The sequence below is a fragment of the Hymenobacter oligotrophus genome, from assembly GCF_003574965.1.
Taxonomy (GTDB): Bacteria; Bacteroidota; Bacteroidia; order Cytophagales; family Hymenobacteraceae; genus Solirubrum; species Solirubrum oligotrophum.
This window is the reverse complement of record NZ_CP032317.1, coordinates 3309587-3326586: the sequence shown is the minus strand read 5'-3', so window position 1 is coordinate 3326586 and position 17000 is coordinate 3309587. Positions and strand designations below refer to the sequence as shown.

The 17000-nt window shown below is 62.8% G+C and carries 11 protein-coding genes; 7 read left to right on the top strand and 4 right to left on the bottom strand.

Features of this window, described 5'->3' with window-relative positions:
- Nucleotides 1–130: 130 nt before the first annotated feature.
- The 5 genes from D3Y59_RS14250 (at nucleotide 131) to D3Y59_RS14230 (ending at nucleotide 7352) form a co-directional block, all read left to right on the top strand.
- A complete protein-coding gene (locus tag D3Y59_RS14250; protein ID WP_162910800.1) occupies nucleotides 131–2398 on the top strand; it encodes a hypothetical protein in 2268 nt (755 codons plus the stop codon).
- On the top strand, nucleotides 2399–3169 hold the full coding sequence (locus D3Y59_RS14245; RefSeq protein WP_119445648.1) for a class I SAM-dependent methyltransferase: 771 nt from the start codon (nucleotides 2399–2401) through the stop codon (nucleotides 3167–3169).
- A gap of 48 nt (nucleotides 3170–3217) precedes the next feature.
- Nucleotides 3218–4183 carry a glycosyltransferase family 2 protein gene (locus tag D3Y59_RS14240; protein WP_119445647.1) on the top strand — a complete coding sequence of 322 codons (966 nt, stop codon included), beginning with the start codon at nucleotides 3218–3220 and terminating at the stop codon, nucleotides 4181–4183.
- Between the two features lie 154 nt (nucleotides 4184–4337).
- Nucleotides 4338–5780, top strand: a complete 1443-nt coding sequence (locus D3Y59_RS14235; protein WP_119445646.1) for an aldehyde dehydrogenase — start codon at nucleotides 4338–4340, stop codon at nucleotides 5778–5780.
- Between the two features lie 57 nt (nucleotides 5781–5837).
- Entirely contained in the window at nucleotides 5838–7352 is a 1515-nt protein-coding gene (locus D3Y59_RS14230; protein WP_119445645.1) for an ArnT family glycosyltransferase, read from the top strand.
- 9 nt (nucleotides 7353–7361) lie between these two features.
- On the opposite strand, the gene D3Y59_RS14225 is transcribed toward D3Y59_RS14230, so the two are convergent.
- Together D3Y59_RS14225 and D3Y59_RS14220 are read right to left on the bottom strand one after the other, a co-directional pair.
- Nucleotides 7362–8828: an energy transducer TonB gene (locus D3Y59_RS14225; RefSeq protein WP_162910799.1), complete on the bottom strand. Its 1467-nt coding sequence runs from the start codon at nucleotides 8826–8828 to the stop codon at nucleotides 7362–7364.
- 175 nt (nucleotides 8829–9003) lie between these two features.
- The gene (locus D3Y59_RS14220; protein WP_119445643.1) at nucleotides 9004–11226 is read right to left on the bottom strand and encodes a S9 family peptidase; all 2223 of its coding nucleotides are present in this window, start codon (nucleotides 11224–11226) and stop codon (nucleotides 9004–9006) included.
- Nucleotides 11227–11388: 162 nt separating this feature from the next.
- Between D3Y59_RS14220 and D3Y59_RS14215 the strand changes: the two genes are divergently transcribed.
- Nucleotides 11389–12288 (top strand): hypothetical protein, encoded by a 900-nt coding sequence (locus tag D3Y59_RS14215; protein WP_162910798.1) that lies wholly within the window; start codon nucleotides 11389–11391, stop codon nucleotides 12286–12288.
- A 78-nt stretch (nucleotides 12289–12366) separates the two neighbouring features.
- Here D3Y59_RS14215 and D3Y59_RS14210 read toward each other — a convergent pair whose 3' ends face one another.
- Both D3Y59_RS14210 and D3Y59_RS14205 read right to left on the bottom strand, forming a co-directional pair.
- Nucleotides 12367–13932: an OmpP1/FadL family transporter gene (locus D3Y59_RS14210; RefSeq protein WP_119445641.1), complete on the bottom strand. Its 1566-nt coding sequence runs from the start codon at nucleotides 13930–13932 to the stop codon at nucleotides 12367–12369.
- Between the two features lie 50 nt (nucleotides 13933–13982).
- A complete protein-coding gene (locus D3Y59_RS14205) occupies nucleotides 13983–15275 on the bottom strand; it encodes a hypothetical protein (RefSeq protein WP_119445640.1) in 1293 nt (430 codons plus the stop codon).
- A 198-nt stretch (nucleotides 15276–15473) separates the two neighbouring features.
- Here D3Y59_RS14205 and proS point away from each other — a divergent pair, with 198 nt between their 5' ends.
- Entirely contained in the window at nucleotides 15474–16949 is a 1476-nt protein-coding gene (proS, locus tag D3Y59_RS14200) for a proline--tRNA ligase (protein ID WP_119445639.1), read from the top strand.
- Nucleotides 16950–17000: the final 51 nt, after the last annotated feature.

Here is a 17000-nt window from a genome sequence, read left to right as displayed (position 1 = left end):
TTAAGCCCGAACGCGTAACTTGCGGGTTCAACACTAGTCTGATTTTCTTTAGCCTGCCCAGGCGCATCCGATGCAGCAGCATTCCTCACGCTGGCCTTATTTTCTGATTCTGCTGATCACGTTGGGATTGATGGCTGTTGTATACGGGCCGGTGTTATTTCACCCCAACCAATACCTGTTCAACTCCGCCGGCGACGGCGTTCGGGGCTACTACTCAATAGCCTATTACATCCGCTACAACTTCGGCACGCACTTTAGCGGCATGCAGTACCCCTACGGCGAGCATATCAACTACAACGATATGCAGCCGCTGGTGTCGTACCCGCTGGCCTGGGTCAACCAGCACCTTTTGCCCTTCGACGAGCGCATCCTGGGCGTGCTGAATATCATCAGCTTGGCTTCGATTGGGCTTACGCCGGTAGCGGTGCTGGGCGTGTGCCGCCGCTTGGGCCTGCCCAATTGGTATGCCGTTCCGGCGGCGCTTATCATCGCGTTTTTGTCGCCGCAAATGGCGCGCCTCGATTCGCACGCCTCCATGGCGCACCCGGCCGTGTTGCCGCTGCTGTGGTACTGGTTGTTGCGCAGCAAAGACGAGCCGCGCCGCTGGCGTTGGTACCTGGCTTACGCCCTTACGGCCTTGCTTTCGGGGCTGCTGCACCCCTACTTCCTGCTGATGGGCTCCATCATCACCATCACGTTCGGCGGGGTGTTTTTGGCGCAGCAATGGCGGCAGCGCCAGCAACACTACGCTTGGCTGCTGCGCCTGCTTACGGCGGCTATAACGCCTTTGGTGGTGTACCGCGTGTGGCTGCTGCTTACCGATGCGGTAACCGACCGCCCGCCCAACCCGTGGGGGCTCATGCATTACTACGCCAACTTCGCCAGCGTATTTCTGCCGGTAATTAACCCCGTGCGCGATGCGCTCCGACACATATTCCCGTGGCTGCCGAACCCGTACGCCTGGGAGGGCGAATCGTACGTGGGCGCGTTGGGCTTGCTGGTGCTGGTGGTGGCGGCTGTGCGGCTGGTGCGCTACGTAATGCGTGGCCATGCCCGCCTGGTGCTGCGCCCAGCGCTGCCGCAAGGGCTGCGGGCCGCTTTGTGGGCCTCGGTGCTGCTGCTGCTGTGGGCCATGGCGCTGCCGCTGCGTGCGCCGGGCGGCGAGCTGCTGCTGCCGTTCCTAGGTCCTGTTAAGCAATTGCGCGCGTTGGGGCGTTTTGCCTGGTATTTCTATTACGTCTACACCGTTTACGTCGCCTACTACTTTTACCAGCTGTATCGCTACCTCAAGCAGCGCCGGGCCCAGCGCTTCGGCGTTTCGGTGCTGTTGGTGGCGGGGGCGGTAGCCGGCTTCGAGGCGTTGGTGAACTGGCAGGCGCAAGCCCGCCCGCTGCGCGACCGTGCCAACGCCGCCGACTTGCAGGCGGGCCAAGGCAACTACCGCGAAGCACTGCGGGGCATTGGGCGCCAACCCGAAGATTTTCAGGCCATTTTGCCGCTGCCCTACGCTCGTTTCGGCACCGACAAGCTGCAGTTCGATGCGCCCGACCGCGCCCGTTACGAGAGCTTTCGGGCCTCGCTCGATACCAAACTGCCGTTGCTCTCGGCTGCCATGGCACGCACCTCCATCGGCCAAACGCTGCGCCTGACGGAGATTTTGGGCAGCCCGCTGGTTGATAAGCCCTTGCTGCGCCAGCTGCCCAACGGCAAACCGTTTTTGCTGCTGGTAACGCCCGACGAGCTAGCCGCCTTCGAAAAGCGCATCGTGGCGCTGGGCAAGCCGTTGGTCAGCACCCCTAGGTTCAGCTTGTACGAGTTGCCGGTGGCAGCCTTGGCCGCCACCGACCGAGCCGCTGCGCTGCAATATTTTCAGGAGCACCGGTTGCAGCTCACGGCGCATCCGCAGCAGGTGTACGCCACCACGCCGCGGGGTGTGCTGCTCGAGTCGTACGCCGGCCGCGCTTCGGAGCGCGCGTTTCTGCGGCCGGGGGCTTTTACCTCGCCCAAAGGCTTTGCTACCTTGTACGATGGCCCCCTGCCCGCCCCCGCCGATACGGGCCGCTACGAGGTATCGGTATGGATTGACGCGCGCAGCCAGTACGGCATCGGGCACATTCAGGCCAAGCTGTACGACAAGCAGGGCAACTTGCTGGAGCACGTAGTAAACGACACGCGGCGCTCCACCGAAATCAGCGGCGATTGGGTGCGCAGCGCCGTGGTGGTGCACGCCACGCCGGCCACCACCCGCCTGGAGGTGCTGTACGAAAACGACGACCTGATTGCCGATGAGCTGCTGATCCGGCCGCTCGATACCGATGTTTACACCATCAGCAACCTAGGCCCCCACAAGCAAATAGCCAAAAACGGTTACCCCATTGGTAACCTGCCCCGACTTTAAATGGATATACGTTACGAAGCGCAATACCACCTGCTGGAAGAAAAACACTGGTGGTTTGAAGGGCGCCGCGATTTTGTCTTTTCCTTGGTTCAGCAGCTGGGCCTTGCGCCTACGGCTTCGATTCTTGAAATCGGGTGCTCGGGCGGTCCGCTGATGTTGCGCATGCGCGACAAAGGCTTTAGCAACCTTACGGGCATCGACATTAGCCCGCGTGCCATTGCCCTGGCCCAGCAACGGGGCTTGCCCAGCACCTCGGTGATGGACGCGGCGCACCTCGATTTTGAGGACGAAAAGTTCGATCTGATCATTGCTTCCGACGTGCTCGAGCACATCGAGGACGAGGCCCAGGCCTTGCGCGAGTGGCACCGCGTGCTGAAGCCCGGCGGGCGGCTGCTTGTGTTTGTACCTGCTTTTCCGGTGCTCTGGAGCCAGCACGACGTGGTGAATCACCACTTTAGGCGCTACACGCGCGAAACGCTGTTGGCCGCGTTGCGCACCAGCGCGTTCGGGGTGAGCCGCAGCTCGTACTGGAACGGGGCCTTGTTTGCGCCCGCCCTGCTGGTGCGCAGCCTACAGCGGCTGCTGCAGCCCAGCAAAGCGCAAAGCCAAGCCACCAACGCCAGCGGCGACCTAGCAGCCCTGCCCAAACCGCTGAACAGCACCCTCCTCGGTTTGCTACGGCTCGAAAACGCCGTGCTCAACCGCCTTAACTTTCCGGTGGGCATGAGTGTGTTTGCCGTGGCGCACAAGCCCAGCTGCCCCGCAGCCTAATTTTGCAGCCCGGTTTTTAGCCCTACCCCACCCACATACCTGCCCGCTGTGGACCTCTCCGTTATCATTCCTATCTACAACGAGGAAGCGAACATCCCGACGCTGTATCAGCGCCTGCGCGGTGTAATCGACCCGATGCAGCTGCAGTGCGAGTACATCTTCATCAACGATGGCTCGCGCGACCGTTCGTTGGCGCTGATTCATGAGCTGGCGGCCCAGCACGCCGATGTGCGCTACATCAATTTCAGCCGCAATTTCGGCCACCAAATTGCCGTAACGGCGGGCCTCGATTTGTCGCAGGGCGAGGCGGTGGTGATTATCGATGCCGACCTGCAGGACCCGCCCGAGTTGATTCCGGAGCTGTACCAGCGCATGCGCGAGGGCTACGAAGTGGTGTACGCCAAGCGCCGCCGCCGCCAGGGCGAAAGCGCCATGAAGCTGTTTACGGCCAAGATGTTCTACCGCATTCTGGCCAACATTACTAACGTTTCCATTCCGGTTGATACCGGCGACTTCCGCATCATTTCGCGCAAGGTGGTGGAGGCGCTTAAGTTGATGCCCGAGCAGAACAAGTTTTTGCGCGGGCAGATATCGTGGATCGGCTACCGGCAAACCTACATCGAGTACGACCGGGCCCAGCGCGCCGGCGGCGAAACCGGCTACACCTACCGCAAGATGTTCCGGCTGGCTCTGGACGGCATCACGGCGTTTTCCGACGTGCCCCTAAAAGCCGCTACGATAATGGGCTTTACGGTATCGGGTGTGGCCTTTTTGGTGCTGCTCTACACGCTATACGCCCGCTTCATCGCGCAGGAATACGAACCCGGCTGGCCTTCGCTCATGGTTAGCATCCTGTTCTTGGGGGGCGTGCAGCTGATTGCCGTGGGCGTGATTGGCGAGTACCTAGCTCGCCTCAACAACAACGTGCGCCGCCGCCCGCTCTACATTATTTCCGACACCAACATTCCGGTGGAGCTAAACCCGCAGGCGTTGTCGTCCTCAACGCATCCGTAAGCGCCGCGTTCCGAGGTTTGTCAACGCCCCGCTCTGCCCCGGAGCGGGGCGTTGCCGTTGGCGGCTCCTGCTTGTGCCAACGCTTTTGGGCACCTAGGGCTGGCCGAAACGCCGGGCAGTTTTGGTAGCTTTGGCTGCTTACACCTCCTGCTTTATGCTTCAGCTTCGCAACTACATCGGCGGGCAATTGGTAGCGCCGGCCGCCGGCCGCTACTTGCCCAACATCGAACCGGCTACCGGCCAGGTGTACAGCCAAGTTCCCGATTCGGATGCGCAGGACGTACAACGGGCCGTGGAAGCAGCGCAGGCAGCGTGGCCGGCGTGGCGCGCTACTCCGGCTGAGCAGCGGGGCAAGCTGCTGGTGCGCATCAGCGAGCTGATTGAGCGCGACCTGGAGCGGCTGGCCCGCGCCGAAAGCATCGACAACGGCAAACCGCTGAAGCTGGCCCGCACCGTGGATATACCTAGGGCTGCCAGCAACTTCTCTTTCTTCGGTACGGCGGCGCAGCATTTTGCCTCCGAAACGCACATGCAGGACGGCGTAGCCCTGAACTACACGGTGCGCCACCCCCTAGGTGTGGTGGGCTGCATTTCGCCCTGGAACCTGCCGCTGTACCTCTTCACCTGGAAGATTGCGCCCGCACTGGCCGCCGGCAACTGCGTGGTGGCCAAACCCTCGGAAGTAACGCCCATGACGGCTTACCTGCTGAGCGAGCTGTGCCAGGAGGCGGGCTTGCCAGCGGGCGTGCTGAACATTGTGCACGGCACCGGCCCCGGCGCCGGCCAAGCCATGGTGGAGCATCCGCACATCAAGGCCATCAGCTTTACGGGCGGCACCAAAACGGGCGAGCATATTGCCCGCACGGCCGCCCCCATGTTCAAAAAACTGTCGTTGGAGCTGGGCGGCAAAAACCCCAACATCGTCTTCGCCGACTGCGACTTTGAAGCGGCCGTGAATACCAGCGTGCAGTCGAGCTTTGCCAACCAAGGCCAGATTTGCCTGTGCGGCTCGCGCATTTTCGTGGAGCGGCCCGTGTACGAGCAATTTAAGGCGGCATTTCTGGAGCGCGTGGCCATGCTTAATGTTGGCGACCCGCTGGAAGAGGGCAGCCGCCAAGGCGCGCTGGTAAGCGAGCCGCACCTGCAAAAAGTGCTGAGCTACATCGAACTGGCGCACCACGAAGGCGGCACCCTGCTGGCCGGCGGGCAGCGCGTGCACCTAGGTGGCCGCTGCGCCGGCGGCTACTTTTTGCAACCTACCGTGTTCGAGGGCCTAGGTCCGGAGTGCCGCGTCAACCGCGAGGAGGTGTTTGGTCCGGTAGTCACCCTCACGCCCTTCGACACCGAAGAGGAGGTGCTGCGCTGGGCCAACGGCACCGAGTACGGCCTGGCCGCCACCCTCTGGACGCGCGACCTGCAGCGGGCCCACCGCGTGGCGCACGCGCTGGAAACGGGCATTGTGTGGGTGAACACCTGGCTGCACCGCGACCTGCGCACGCCCTTCGGCGGCATGAAAAACTCGGGCGTGGGGCGCGAAGGCGGCTTGGAAGCGTTGCGCTTTTTCACCGAGCCCCAAAGCATTACCGTTAAGCTGTAACGAGCCGCAGGCACCTAGGCGTATGCTTTCGTAGCTTGCTGCTTCTGTGTTAAGTTCTTGAAGCGTTTCGTGCCGGTTTCTTCTCCTGTTTCGGCTAAGTCGGATTGGCGGCGGTGGTTGCCGTTGCTGTTGTTGCTGGGCCTTTCGTTTATTCCGCTGTTTTGGCTGCTGAGCAGTTTGCCGGTGCAGCAGTGGGACGAAGCCCGCACGGGCCTAAACGGCCTCGGCATTTGGCTGCACCACGACTGGATTGTGCTGCGCCACCTAGGCGAGCCTGATTTGTGGAACGGCAAGCCGCCGCTTTGGCCCTGGCTGCTGGCCCTCAGCTTTCGGGTATTTGGCCCGAACGAACTCGGTTTGCGTTTGCCCGCGGCTTTGGTAGCCTTGGCTACCGTGCTGCTGGTATACCGCGCCGGCCACCACTGGCTGGGCAGCCGCCGCGCCGGCCTGCTGGCGGGCCTGGTGCTGCTCACTAGCCAAGGCTATGTAACGCTGCACGTTACTCGCACCGGCGACTACGACACGCTGCTCACCTTTTGGGCCACGGCTGGGGCGCTCAGCTGGCTGGCTTACCTGCGCACGGGCACTGCCCGCTGGGCCTGGCTTACGGGGGCAGCGTTTGCGCTGGCGCTGTTTACCAAGGGCATTGCCGGCGTGCTGTTCGGCCCGGGGCTGCTGGTGGCCGTGGCGCTTACCAAGCAGTGGCAGCGCCTGCGCCACCCGGTGCCCTGGCTGGCCGCCGGCTTGGTGCTGATTACCGCCGTTGGCTGGTACACCGTGCGCGAGTTGGCGGCGCCCGGCTACCTCGCGGGCGTATGGGCTTACGAAGTGGGCGGCCCGGCCGGCGAGCAGCTCGAGGAGCATTACCACCCCTTCGAATGGTACCTCAGCCTGCTGGCCGAACGCAAGTTCACGGCTTGGCTATTGGCTGCCCTATTGGGTTGGCTGATCGGGTTTTGGCAACCGCAGCACAGCCCCGGTTGGTGGCTTAGCCGCTTTACGGCCGCCGTAGCGGTTAGCTTTTTGCTGAGTATTTCGCTGGTGCAAACGCGCCTCGAGTGGTACGATGCCCAGGTATACCCGCTGCTGGCGTTGCAGGCGGCGGCGGGCTTGGTCTGGACGGGCCGCGCCCTGGCCGCCCACTTCGGGCGGCAGCCGAAAGAGCTGCTGCGCCTAGGTGGCGTGCTGGCCGTAGCCGCTTTTCCGTACCTGGCCCAGTGGCAGCACATCCGCATGCTGCACAAGCACCGCCTCGATTGGTCGCAGCTCTTGTACGGCCGGCACATTCAGGCGCAAGCGGCCAAGCTACCCGAGCTGCGCCAGTACACGCTGGTAACCGAGGCCATTTTCAACGACAGCCCGGAGTTTTATCGCACAGCCGCTGAAATGCAATACGGCCACCAAGTAGAGCGCCTGGCCTCGTGGCAAACCGACAAAGGCTACCCCGGCAAAATTATCGTTACCTGCGGCGACCGGGCCGCTCGCCATTGGCTGCAACAGTACGAAACGCAAGTGCTCCTGCAAACCGACTCGTGCAAAACCGTGCGCCTGCTCGCGCGCAAGCAGCCCTAGGTTGGCAGGCTAGCGCAAGCGCTCCAGCAGTTGTTCCAAGTCGCCGAGGGTACTTTCTTTGAACTCGAGCGGCGCTACGGGGCCACTGCCGGGCACCACCTCGCGCATGGCTATGTAGGGGCTGCCGTTGAAGTAGCGCAGGCCCACCAGCACGGCTCGTTGCTGCGCCGGTACTTGCGCAAACGAATAGCCATCGGCTTGCGGCTCGCCTTCCAGAATCACGGGCGAATCGGGGTACACCAAGCGCACGGTGGTGTGCTCATCCACATCGGCAGCTACGGTGAAGGACGTAGTTTGCGAGGCCGTGCGCCAAGGGCGCAGGCAGGTAAGCCAACCTAGGCGCCCGCTCCGGAACATCGAGCCGGGCTCGGGTGCGGGTTCGGCAGGAGCAGCGGGCGCGGCCGGAAACTCGCTGGCGGCAGGTGCAGCAGCCACTGCCGTGCTTTCAGCCGAAGCCACCACGGCATCGTTCATCGTGAAGCGGATGGGCACTACCATTTTCACTTTCACGGCTTGGCTGCCTTGCCGGCCCGGCAGCCAGTGCCCCGACGATTGCTGCAGCACGCGCAGGGCTTCTTCGTCGCAGCCGTCGCCCAGGCCGCGCAATACCTTGGGGCTTTGCACGCGGCCGGCTTCATCAACCACAAACGAGGCAAACACAAAGCCTTCGGTTTTGCGCTCGGCGGCCGAGGCAGGGTAGCGCACCAAGCGGCTCAGGGCCTCGGGGCCGCTGCCGTAGCTGGGCATGGTTTGGGCCTCGGTGAGTACCTGCTCTTCGTCGGCGGGTACGGGGGCGGCGGCCCAGCGTTTGGGCGTGCGGCCGGAGCTGTGGTACAACTGCAGCCCCGGGTGGCGCTGTTCGCTGGGTACCACCAGTTCAAGCGCGCGGCCTTCGGCCAACCGCAATTGCTGCCCGCGGGCGGTGGTGGCGCGCACCAGCAGCATGCCGCTGGCCTGCAGCGCATCGCCGCTCACGCTCATGCTCACGCAGTTCGAGAGCAGCAAATCGGTAAGCGAGTAGCATTCTTTCAGCTCTACCCACACCGCGCCCCTAGGTGTTTGCTGGCGCGCATCAACCAAGGCATTGGCCGGTATGCGCACCACGGTGCCCTCGCGGCCGCGCACTTCGGCGGGCTGCGTGGGGTCGATGCGGAAAAACTCGCTCGGTTTTAAGGTCAGGTCGAACAGGCGCGCTTCGCTGGGCGGCGGCGCGGCGGTATCGAGCGCGGCGGGCCGGCGTACGGCGGCGTAGCGAATGAGCGGTGCTTTGCGGCTGGTGGCTTGCTGCAGCCGGTGCCAGGTTACTTGCGTGGCCTGCTGCGCGGCGGTGTCGGCACCTAGGGCGGCATCGGCATCCAGGGCATCGGTTTGGCGCGCCGCGGCAGCCTCGGCTTTGGCGGCCGGTTCGCGTTGGCAGCTGCCAAGCACCCACACCCCAAGGGTTGCTCCTACCAGTGCCGTTTTCAGTGTAAGCATACGCATGGCGGGGTTGTACGCAAAATTCACCTGTAGGGAAACGGCCGGGGGCAGGTTTTCTTACGGAAAATAAAAAATCCTCCTCTTGACCGAGCACGTTGGCTGCGGTGCCGGGGGCACGCGCGACCTAGGGCTCAGCTCAAAAGAAGGACTTTTTATTGGAAATTTTTACTCTTTACAGGTTCTGCTGCAGGAAATTTGTCATTTGCCGGAACAGGTGCAGGCGCGTGTTGCCTCCGTAAATGCTGTGGTTGCGGTTGGGGTAATACAGCTGCTGGAAGTCCTTGTTGGCCTTCACGAGGGCATCGGTAAAAGCCACGGAGTTCTGGAAGTGCACGTTGTCGTCGCCGGTACCGTGCACCAGCAGCAGCTTGCCCTTCAGCTGGTTAGCAAACTGCACAGGCGAGTTGTCGTCGTAGCCCGAAGGGTTTTCCTGCGGGGTTTTCAGGAAACGCTCGGTGTAGATGGAGTCGTAGTAACGCCAAGTGGTTACGGGCGCCACCGAAATGCCCACTTTAAACAAGTCGGCGTTTTTGGTGACGGCCAAAGCCGAGAGGTAGCCGCCGAAGCTCCAGCCGAAGATGCCAATGCGCGCCTTGTCGGCCCAGGGCTGGGCACCCAGGTACTTGGCGGCCTCGCCCTGGTCGATGGTTTCGAGCTTGCCCAACTGACCGTAGGTAGCCTTCTTGAAAGCCGCGCCGCGGCCACCAGTGCCGCGGTTATCTACAATGGCCACCACGTAGCCTTGCTGCGCCAGCATCTGGAACCAGGTGTAGTAGTCGACGCTGTTCCACTTATCGAGCACCTTCTGCGAACCGGGGCCACCGTACAGGAACATCAGCACCGGGTACTTTTTGCCGGCCTCCATGTTGGCGGGCTTAATGGTGGTGCCGTTCAGCTGCACACCCTCCGAGGTCTTGAACGAGAAGAACTCCTGCGGCACAAATCCATAGTCCTTCATGCGCTGCTTCAGGGCGGCGTTGTCTTCGAGCACCTTCACGGCTTTGCCGTCCTGGGCGGTGCGCAGGCTTACGGTTACGGGCTCGTTGGCGGCGGTGTGGTAGTTGAGGTAGTAGCGGAAGTCGGGGCTCATGTTCACCACATCGGTGCCGCCGCCCGATTCGCCTAGGCGCTGCTTGCCTTTGCCTTTCAGGTCTACGCGGTAGAGGTGGCGCTCGAAGGGCGAGGCCTCGGCCGAGAGGTAATAAGCCAGTCCTTTGGCTTCATCGATGCCCAAAAACTCCGATACATCCCAGTTGCCTTGGGTTAGCTGCTTCACCAGCTTGCCCTTCATATCGAAAAGGTAAAGGTGGCGGTAGCCGTTGCGCTCCGAGCTGATGATGAACTGCTTGCCGTTTTTCAGGTAGCGCAAATCGTCGGTTACTTCCACGTAGGCCTTGTCGGTGTCCGCCCAAGCTACCGAGCTTTTGCCTGTGGTGGCATCGGCGTGCAGAATCTCGAGCTTGTTCTGCAGGCGGTTCATGCGCTGGATGCTCAGCAGGTTGGGCGTCTGCGTCCAGAGGATGCGCGGAATGTACTGATCGGTTTCCGGGCCGATGTCCATTTTGGCCGTGCGGCCGGCGGCTACGTCGTACACCGAAACCGAAACCACCGAGTTCGGCTCGCCGGCTTTGGGGTACTTGTAGCGGTAATCTTTGGGGTAGAGCGGGCCCCACTCCTGCATGTTGTACTCGGGCACGCGGCTTTCATCGAAGCTGATGAAGGCTACCTGCTTGGAGTCAGGCGACCATTGAAAGGCCTTTGACACCTCAAACTCTTCCTCGTACACCCAGTCGCCGCCGCCGTGAATGAGCTTGTTCACTTGCCCATCGGTGGTGATGGGGGTTTCCTGCATGGTTTGCAGGTCAACCACAAACAGGTTGTTGTTGCGCATGAAAGCCACGCGGCGGCCATCGGGCGAGAAGGTGGCGTAGCTTTGCTTGCCTCCGGCACTTAGCGGCACCAGCTTTTGGCCGGCGCGGTCGTACACGTAGTAGTTGGCCTTGCTGGAGCGGCGGTAAATCGGCTCCACATCGGTGCTGAAGAGCATCTTCTGCTCGTCGGCGTTGAACTCGTAGCCCTCCACGGCAATGGGTTGCTGCGAGCCGGCCGGGCGCAGTTGCTGGGCCGATACCAGGGTTTGCGTGGCCTGGCCGGTAGTTACGTCGTGCTGCACTACTTCGCCTTTGTCGAGCGAGGAGTAGTAGCGGCCGTCGCGCATCCAGTTGAAGCCCTGCACCTGCTTGGCAGCAAAGGTGCCCTTGGCCCAGATATCCTCGAGGGTAATGGACTGGCGCTGCTGCGCCACCGCTGGTGCCGCGGGCACCAGCACAGCCACGGGCGCGCTGCTTAGCAGCAGGCCAGCCGCGAGGCCGAAGGTCTTGAATCGGTGGGTCATGTAAGAAAACTCAGTAGCAGCGTTAAAGGTACACAAACACCGCCCTCCGCCCAGCGTGCCACCGTTGGGCTTGCCGGCGGCCGGCTTACGGCCCTAGGTGCGCAAATTGGCCGCTTTCCCCGACCTTTGGTTTCAGCTATGCGTTTTCGCCTCGTTTCCCTTTTGCTTCTGCTTGCCCCCGCCCTGCTCGGCAGTTGCGGGGCCGATCCGTCGCCGGCGCCTTACCTCGATTTCTTGTCGGAAGGCGCGCTGCTGACGAACACCCGCGCCGCCACCCCCAGCGACACGTTTCGCACGCGCGCCTTCAGCGAAGTGCGCGACGCGGCGCGCAGCCCCAAGTTGCGGCGCTTCACCATTGGGGTGCAGTACTCGGTTCGGCTGAACAACCAGGAGGCACGCGTAGAAGAACCCGAGCGCCTGTACCTCGATACACTCATCAGCGGCCGCGACTTCTTTTTGTTTACCAACCGCCTCAAAGCAAGCAACATATCGGGCCGCGAAACTTGGACGTATGCCGTGGAGGACGCCGATGGCCAAACCACCCGGCGTAGCTATGTGCTTACCGTGCGCCAGCCCGACTCCATCCGGACGTGGCTTAGCTACTCGGCCCGCCTCGAGCCCTCGGTGCGGCGCACCAGCCTCGCAGCCTTGGCTACCCCGCGCGGCTTGGTACTGCCCGCCCACGCCGCCGATGCCCGCGGGTTTCAGGAGCTCATTGACCTAGTGTACGTACCCAACGGAACCGGCCCCACGCTGGCCGCGCCCGGCGCGGCCGCAGCCGAAACGGCTCCCAATTTAAAGGTGCGCGGCTGGGCCACGCGCCGCAACACAGGCTTGCAGCTTACGGCCCTCACGCCCACGGGCTTTGGCCAAATCAACTCCGATGTGGCCATTACCGCCGCCGTGGCCGCCGCCGGCAACCGCGTGGGCTCCTTGCGCGTGCAAAAAGACCAAGTGCTGGCTTTCCGGACCGCCGACAACAAAGACGGCCTGTTGCTCGTGCGCGACGTAGGCACCACCAGCCCCGTTGCGCTGGTGCTGGATGTGAAAGTGATTCGCTGAAAATCAGGAACAAATGCACAAGGGGCAGCGCCGCAGTGGCGCTGCCCCTTGTGCATTTGTTTGGCCCCTAGGTACAAACTAAAATTGCAAACCTAGGGTGAGCGTGGTGCTGAGGCGGTTGCCCTCCACCTGCACCACCGGCTGCGAGCTATCGGAGAGGGTGTAGGGCGAGTAGTAGCGGTCGGCAAGGCTGTACACACCGGCCAAGTCGAGGCTTAGGTTTTTCTGCCGCAAGCCCACACCGCCGGTAAAAAACTGCTGGGTGCGGTCAAAGTCACTGCGGCGGTACGGGTCGCCGTAGTTGGCGTAGCCGAGGCGCAGCCGGAAGGCATCGAGGCGGGCCTCGCCGCCCACGCGCACGTTGAAGGTGCGCTGGTAATCGTTGCGAATGGCGTCGTTTTCGGGCCCGAAGCTGTAGTTGAAACCGTACTCCAAGCTGGTGTCGCTGCGCAGGCGCGCCTGGCCGTAGTCCACCATTTCCACGTCGGCTGATACAAAGCCGTACTTGCCGATGATTGCCGCCGCGCCGGTGTTCAGGCGCCACGGCGTGCTAAGACGGTAGCTGTAGCGCCCTAGGTCGGGCTCGGTAGCCACCGATACGGAGCTGATGTTCTGGCCATCGACGCGGATGGGTTGCTTAAACTGCACGTCGAGGGAGGTTTCGTCGGTATCGTCGAGCTGAAAAGCCGTGGGCGACTGCGCCGAAGCGCCCACGCGCAACCAGCCGAGGGGGCGGTAAATTACCCCCAAGCGCACGTTGAACCCGCTGCCCCGCGTTTCCAGTTCGTTGCGCAGCAGCAACGAGCCAAACGAGCGGCTGCCGCCTACTTCATCGACTTCGCGCAGCTCGCGCACTGAGTTAAAGCGCGTGCTCACGATGCCCAGCGCACCGCCCACGTACAGCTTGTCGCGGTAACTGCCGCCGTAGCCCACGTCGAACTGGGTTTGCGAGCCGGTGTTCAGCACGGTCTCCTCTTGCCGCACCACCGAGCGGCGCAGGTCCGAAGGCGTGCTCACCACGTAGTTGCCGTTGGCGGTGCGGTCGTAGTTTACCAGGTACGCGCCGTAGGCCAAGCCATCCAAGGTGGCGTATTGGTTGTCGGCAAACTGCTGATCCACATCGTCGTACACATCGCCCAAGCTCTGGCCCGCGCCGGCCCTAGGTTCGCGGAAGCGCTGAAACAAAGAGCGGTTGTCGGCCACGTTGCTGCGGTAGCGGAAACTGGCGTTGAAATCGTTGATGCGTGTGAAGCCGAAGGCCAGCGTACCGCCGCGCCAGTCGTTGTTGTCGCTGTCGGGCCGGCGGTTTACAAAGGCCAGGCCAGCGTTGGCCACGTGCACGCTGTTGCGCCCGTCGGAAAGGCTAGGTGCGCCCTGGGCGTTGGTAACCTGTGCGTTGGCGTTGCCAATGCCCAAGCCGGGCGAAAAAGTAAACTCCGAGCGTTGGTACAACCCCAGGCCGGCCGGGTTGCTGCTGAGGCTGTTCAGATCGGCGCCCACGGCCACGTTGGCTCCGCCAATGGCCTGCGTACGGGCCGTGCCGCCAAATTGCAGCCGCGAGTAGCGCAGGGCGTCGGCTTCGGATTGGGCAAAAAGAGGGCTGGCCAAGCCCAGCAAGGCCAGCCCCACAAAGTATTGTTTCATAGCTGAAGGAAGAACTCCGAGAGCGTGTGCAAAAAGGCAGGAGGCGTTGGTTACTCTACCCGGCCGCGGCTACGGCCGCCCCCGCTGCTGCCGCTGTTAGAACCGCCACTGCTGCTGTTGCCCCGGTCGTACGAGCGCGTGGGTGCTTCGTAAGAACGCTGCGGCGCCTCGTACGAACGTTGGGGCGCGTCGTAGCTGCGTGGGCGCTCGGGTGCGGGCGAGCTGTAGTCGGCGGCCCGTTCGCGGCGCGGGCGCGGCTGCGGGGCGTAATCAGCATCGCGCTGCGGCTCGCTGGCGGGGCTGCCGCCTTCGTCGATGCGGTTCCGGCGCCGATCGTACCCGGTGTTAGCAGGCTGGTCGGCGGTGGTGCCCGGTGCGGTGCGGCCACTGCCATCGGTCGGCACCGAGCCGCCCTCCACAATGCGGTACAAGCGGCCACGGCCCGGCTGCGGAACGGTGGTGGTATTGGTGGTGCCGGTAGGCGCGTTGCCGGTTTCGGGGGCATCTTCCACGCGGCCCCGTGCCCGCGGCGTAACGCTGGGCGAGGCAACGGTGCCGGTGTTGGCCATGCGGCCGCCGGTGGGGCCATCTACCCGCGGCCGACCCGTGCCCGAGTTGCCCGCGTTAATAGCTTCCACGGCCCGGTCGCGGCGCGGGCCGCGGTTTACGTTGCGGTCGTCGTTGTCGAAGCCGCCCCAGTTTCGGCTGTTGCGGTAGTTGCGCCAGCCCCAGTTGTTGCCGTAGTAGCCGGAGTAATAGCCGTCGTAGAAACCGCGGTTGTAGCCTCCGCCCCAGCCCCACGGGCGGTACGGGTTGTAGTAGCCGCCCCAAGGGTTGCCCCACCCTAGGTTGATGCTGACGGCGGGCCCGCCCCACGCCGACCAGCTAGGCCCCCAAAAGGGGTCGTAGCCCCAAGGCCGGCCGTAAATGTCGTAGCCATAGTAAAACGGGCTGGGGTTGTACCAGTAATAATCGGTATAAGCGTAATCGTAATAACCCAAGCCCAGGCCGCGGTAGCTGGGCTGATGAAAGCGCCGGATGCGGGCCGAGTACGAATAGTCGTAGTCATCGGCGTAATACTCGCTGGAGGCGCCGCCGCGGGGGCGGGCGGTGCCGTCGCGGTACTCCGGGTTGGCTATAGCGTTGGGGTCGTCGGAGGAGGTTGCAGCTCCTAGGTCGGCAGGCCCGGTTTCCGTCGAGGCAGTAACGATTTCGGTGGTCCGGTCCTTCGATGAATAATATACCCCGTCCGGCTCGGTGGTAGTGGTCGTTCGTACGACCGTGCAGCCACCTAGCGTAAGCAGAGCCAAGGCGGGCACTAGGTTTGCAGGAATATGTTTCATGGCAGCGTGCGCAGAAAAGGTAAGGACCGGTAAGTAAAAGAACGAGCGTGGGGTTGGCTTGTTTGCGCCGACGCGCCCGTGGGAGAGCGGAATGCTCCGTTTTAATAACGTATTTTTGGGCCGAAACGGTGCCCGGTTTTTACTCTCAAATCTTGTACCAAAACCGGTAACTATTCTCCTTCTCTAAGATACTCCGATATGAGCAAACAGTTGCCCAAGCGCAGCGAAGATTATTCCCTGTGGTACAACGAGTTGGTGAAGCGCGCCGGCCTTGCCGAAAACTCCGCCGTGCGGGGATGCATGGTCATCAAGCCCTACGGCTACGCCATCTGGGAAAAAATGCAGCGCACCCTGGACGACATGTTCAAGCGCACCGGCCACCAGAATGCTTACTTCCCGCTCTTCGTACCCAAAAGCTTGTTTGAAGCCGAGGAGAAAAACGCCGAGGGTTTTGCCAAAGAGTGCGCCGTAGTGACGCACTACCGCCTGCAAACCGACCCCGACAACGCGGGTAAACTGCGCGTCGACCCGAACGCCAAGCTGGAGGAAGAGCTGGTGGTGCGCCCCACCTCGGAGGCCATCATCTGGAGCACGTACAAAGGCTGGATTCAGAGCTACCGCGACCTGCCGCTGCTCATCAACCAGTGGGCCAACGTGGTACGCTGGGAAATGCGCACGCGCCTGTTTCTGCGCACGGCCGAGTTCCTGTGGCAGGAAGGCCACACCGCCCACGCCACCGACGCCGAAGCCCTGGCCGAAACCCGCCAAATGCTGGACGTGTACGCCGAGTTTGCCGAAGAGCACCTGGCGCTGCCCGTGGTAAAGGGCGTGAAGACAGAGAATGAACGCTTCGCCGGTGCCGTAGAAACCTACTGCATCGAGGGGTTGATGCAGGATGGCAAGGCACTGCAAGCCGGCACTTCGCACTTCTTGGGTCAGAACTTCGCGAAGGCGTTCGACGTGAAGTTTCAGACGAAAGAAGGCGGCCTCGAGCACGTGTGGGGTACGTCGTGGGGCGTGAGCACGCGCCTGATGGGTGCCCTGGTAATGGCGCACTCCGACGACGAAGGCCTGGTGCTGCCGCCCAAGCTGGCGCCGATTCAGGTAGTGATTGTGCCGATTTACAAAACCGGCCAACTCGACGAGCTGCTGGAGCGCATCCGCCCCATTCAGATGGGCCTGATTGCGCGCGGCATCTCGGTGAAAGTAGACGACCGCGACACCGAGCGCCCGGGCTTTAAGTTTGCCGAGTGGGAGCTGAAAGGCGTACCCGTGCGCCTGGCCGTAGGTGCCCGCGACTTGGACAACGGCACCGTGGAGGTAGCTCGCCGCGACACCAAGGAGAAGATGAACCTGCCGCTGGCCGACATCGTGAGCAGCATCGACCAGCTGCTGCAGGACATTCAGCAGAACATTTACCGCCGGGCCTTGCGCTTCCGCGAAGAGCACACCACCCGTGTGGAAAGCTACGAGGAGTTCAAGCAGGTGCTCGACGGCAAAGGCGGCTTCGTACTGGCCCACTACGACGGCACCTCCGAAACCGAAGAGCGCATCAAGGAAGAAACCAAGGCCACCATCCGGTGCCTGGCCCTGGCCGAGCCCGACGAAGAAGGCGTGTGCATTGTAACCGGCAAGCCCTCGACGCGCCGCGCCCACTTTGCCCGCGCGTACTAGCCCTATGTGCTTACCAACGGCAACGGCGCTCCTGCTTCGGTAGCAGGGGCG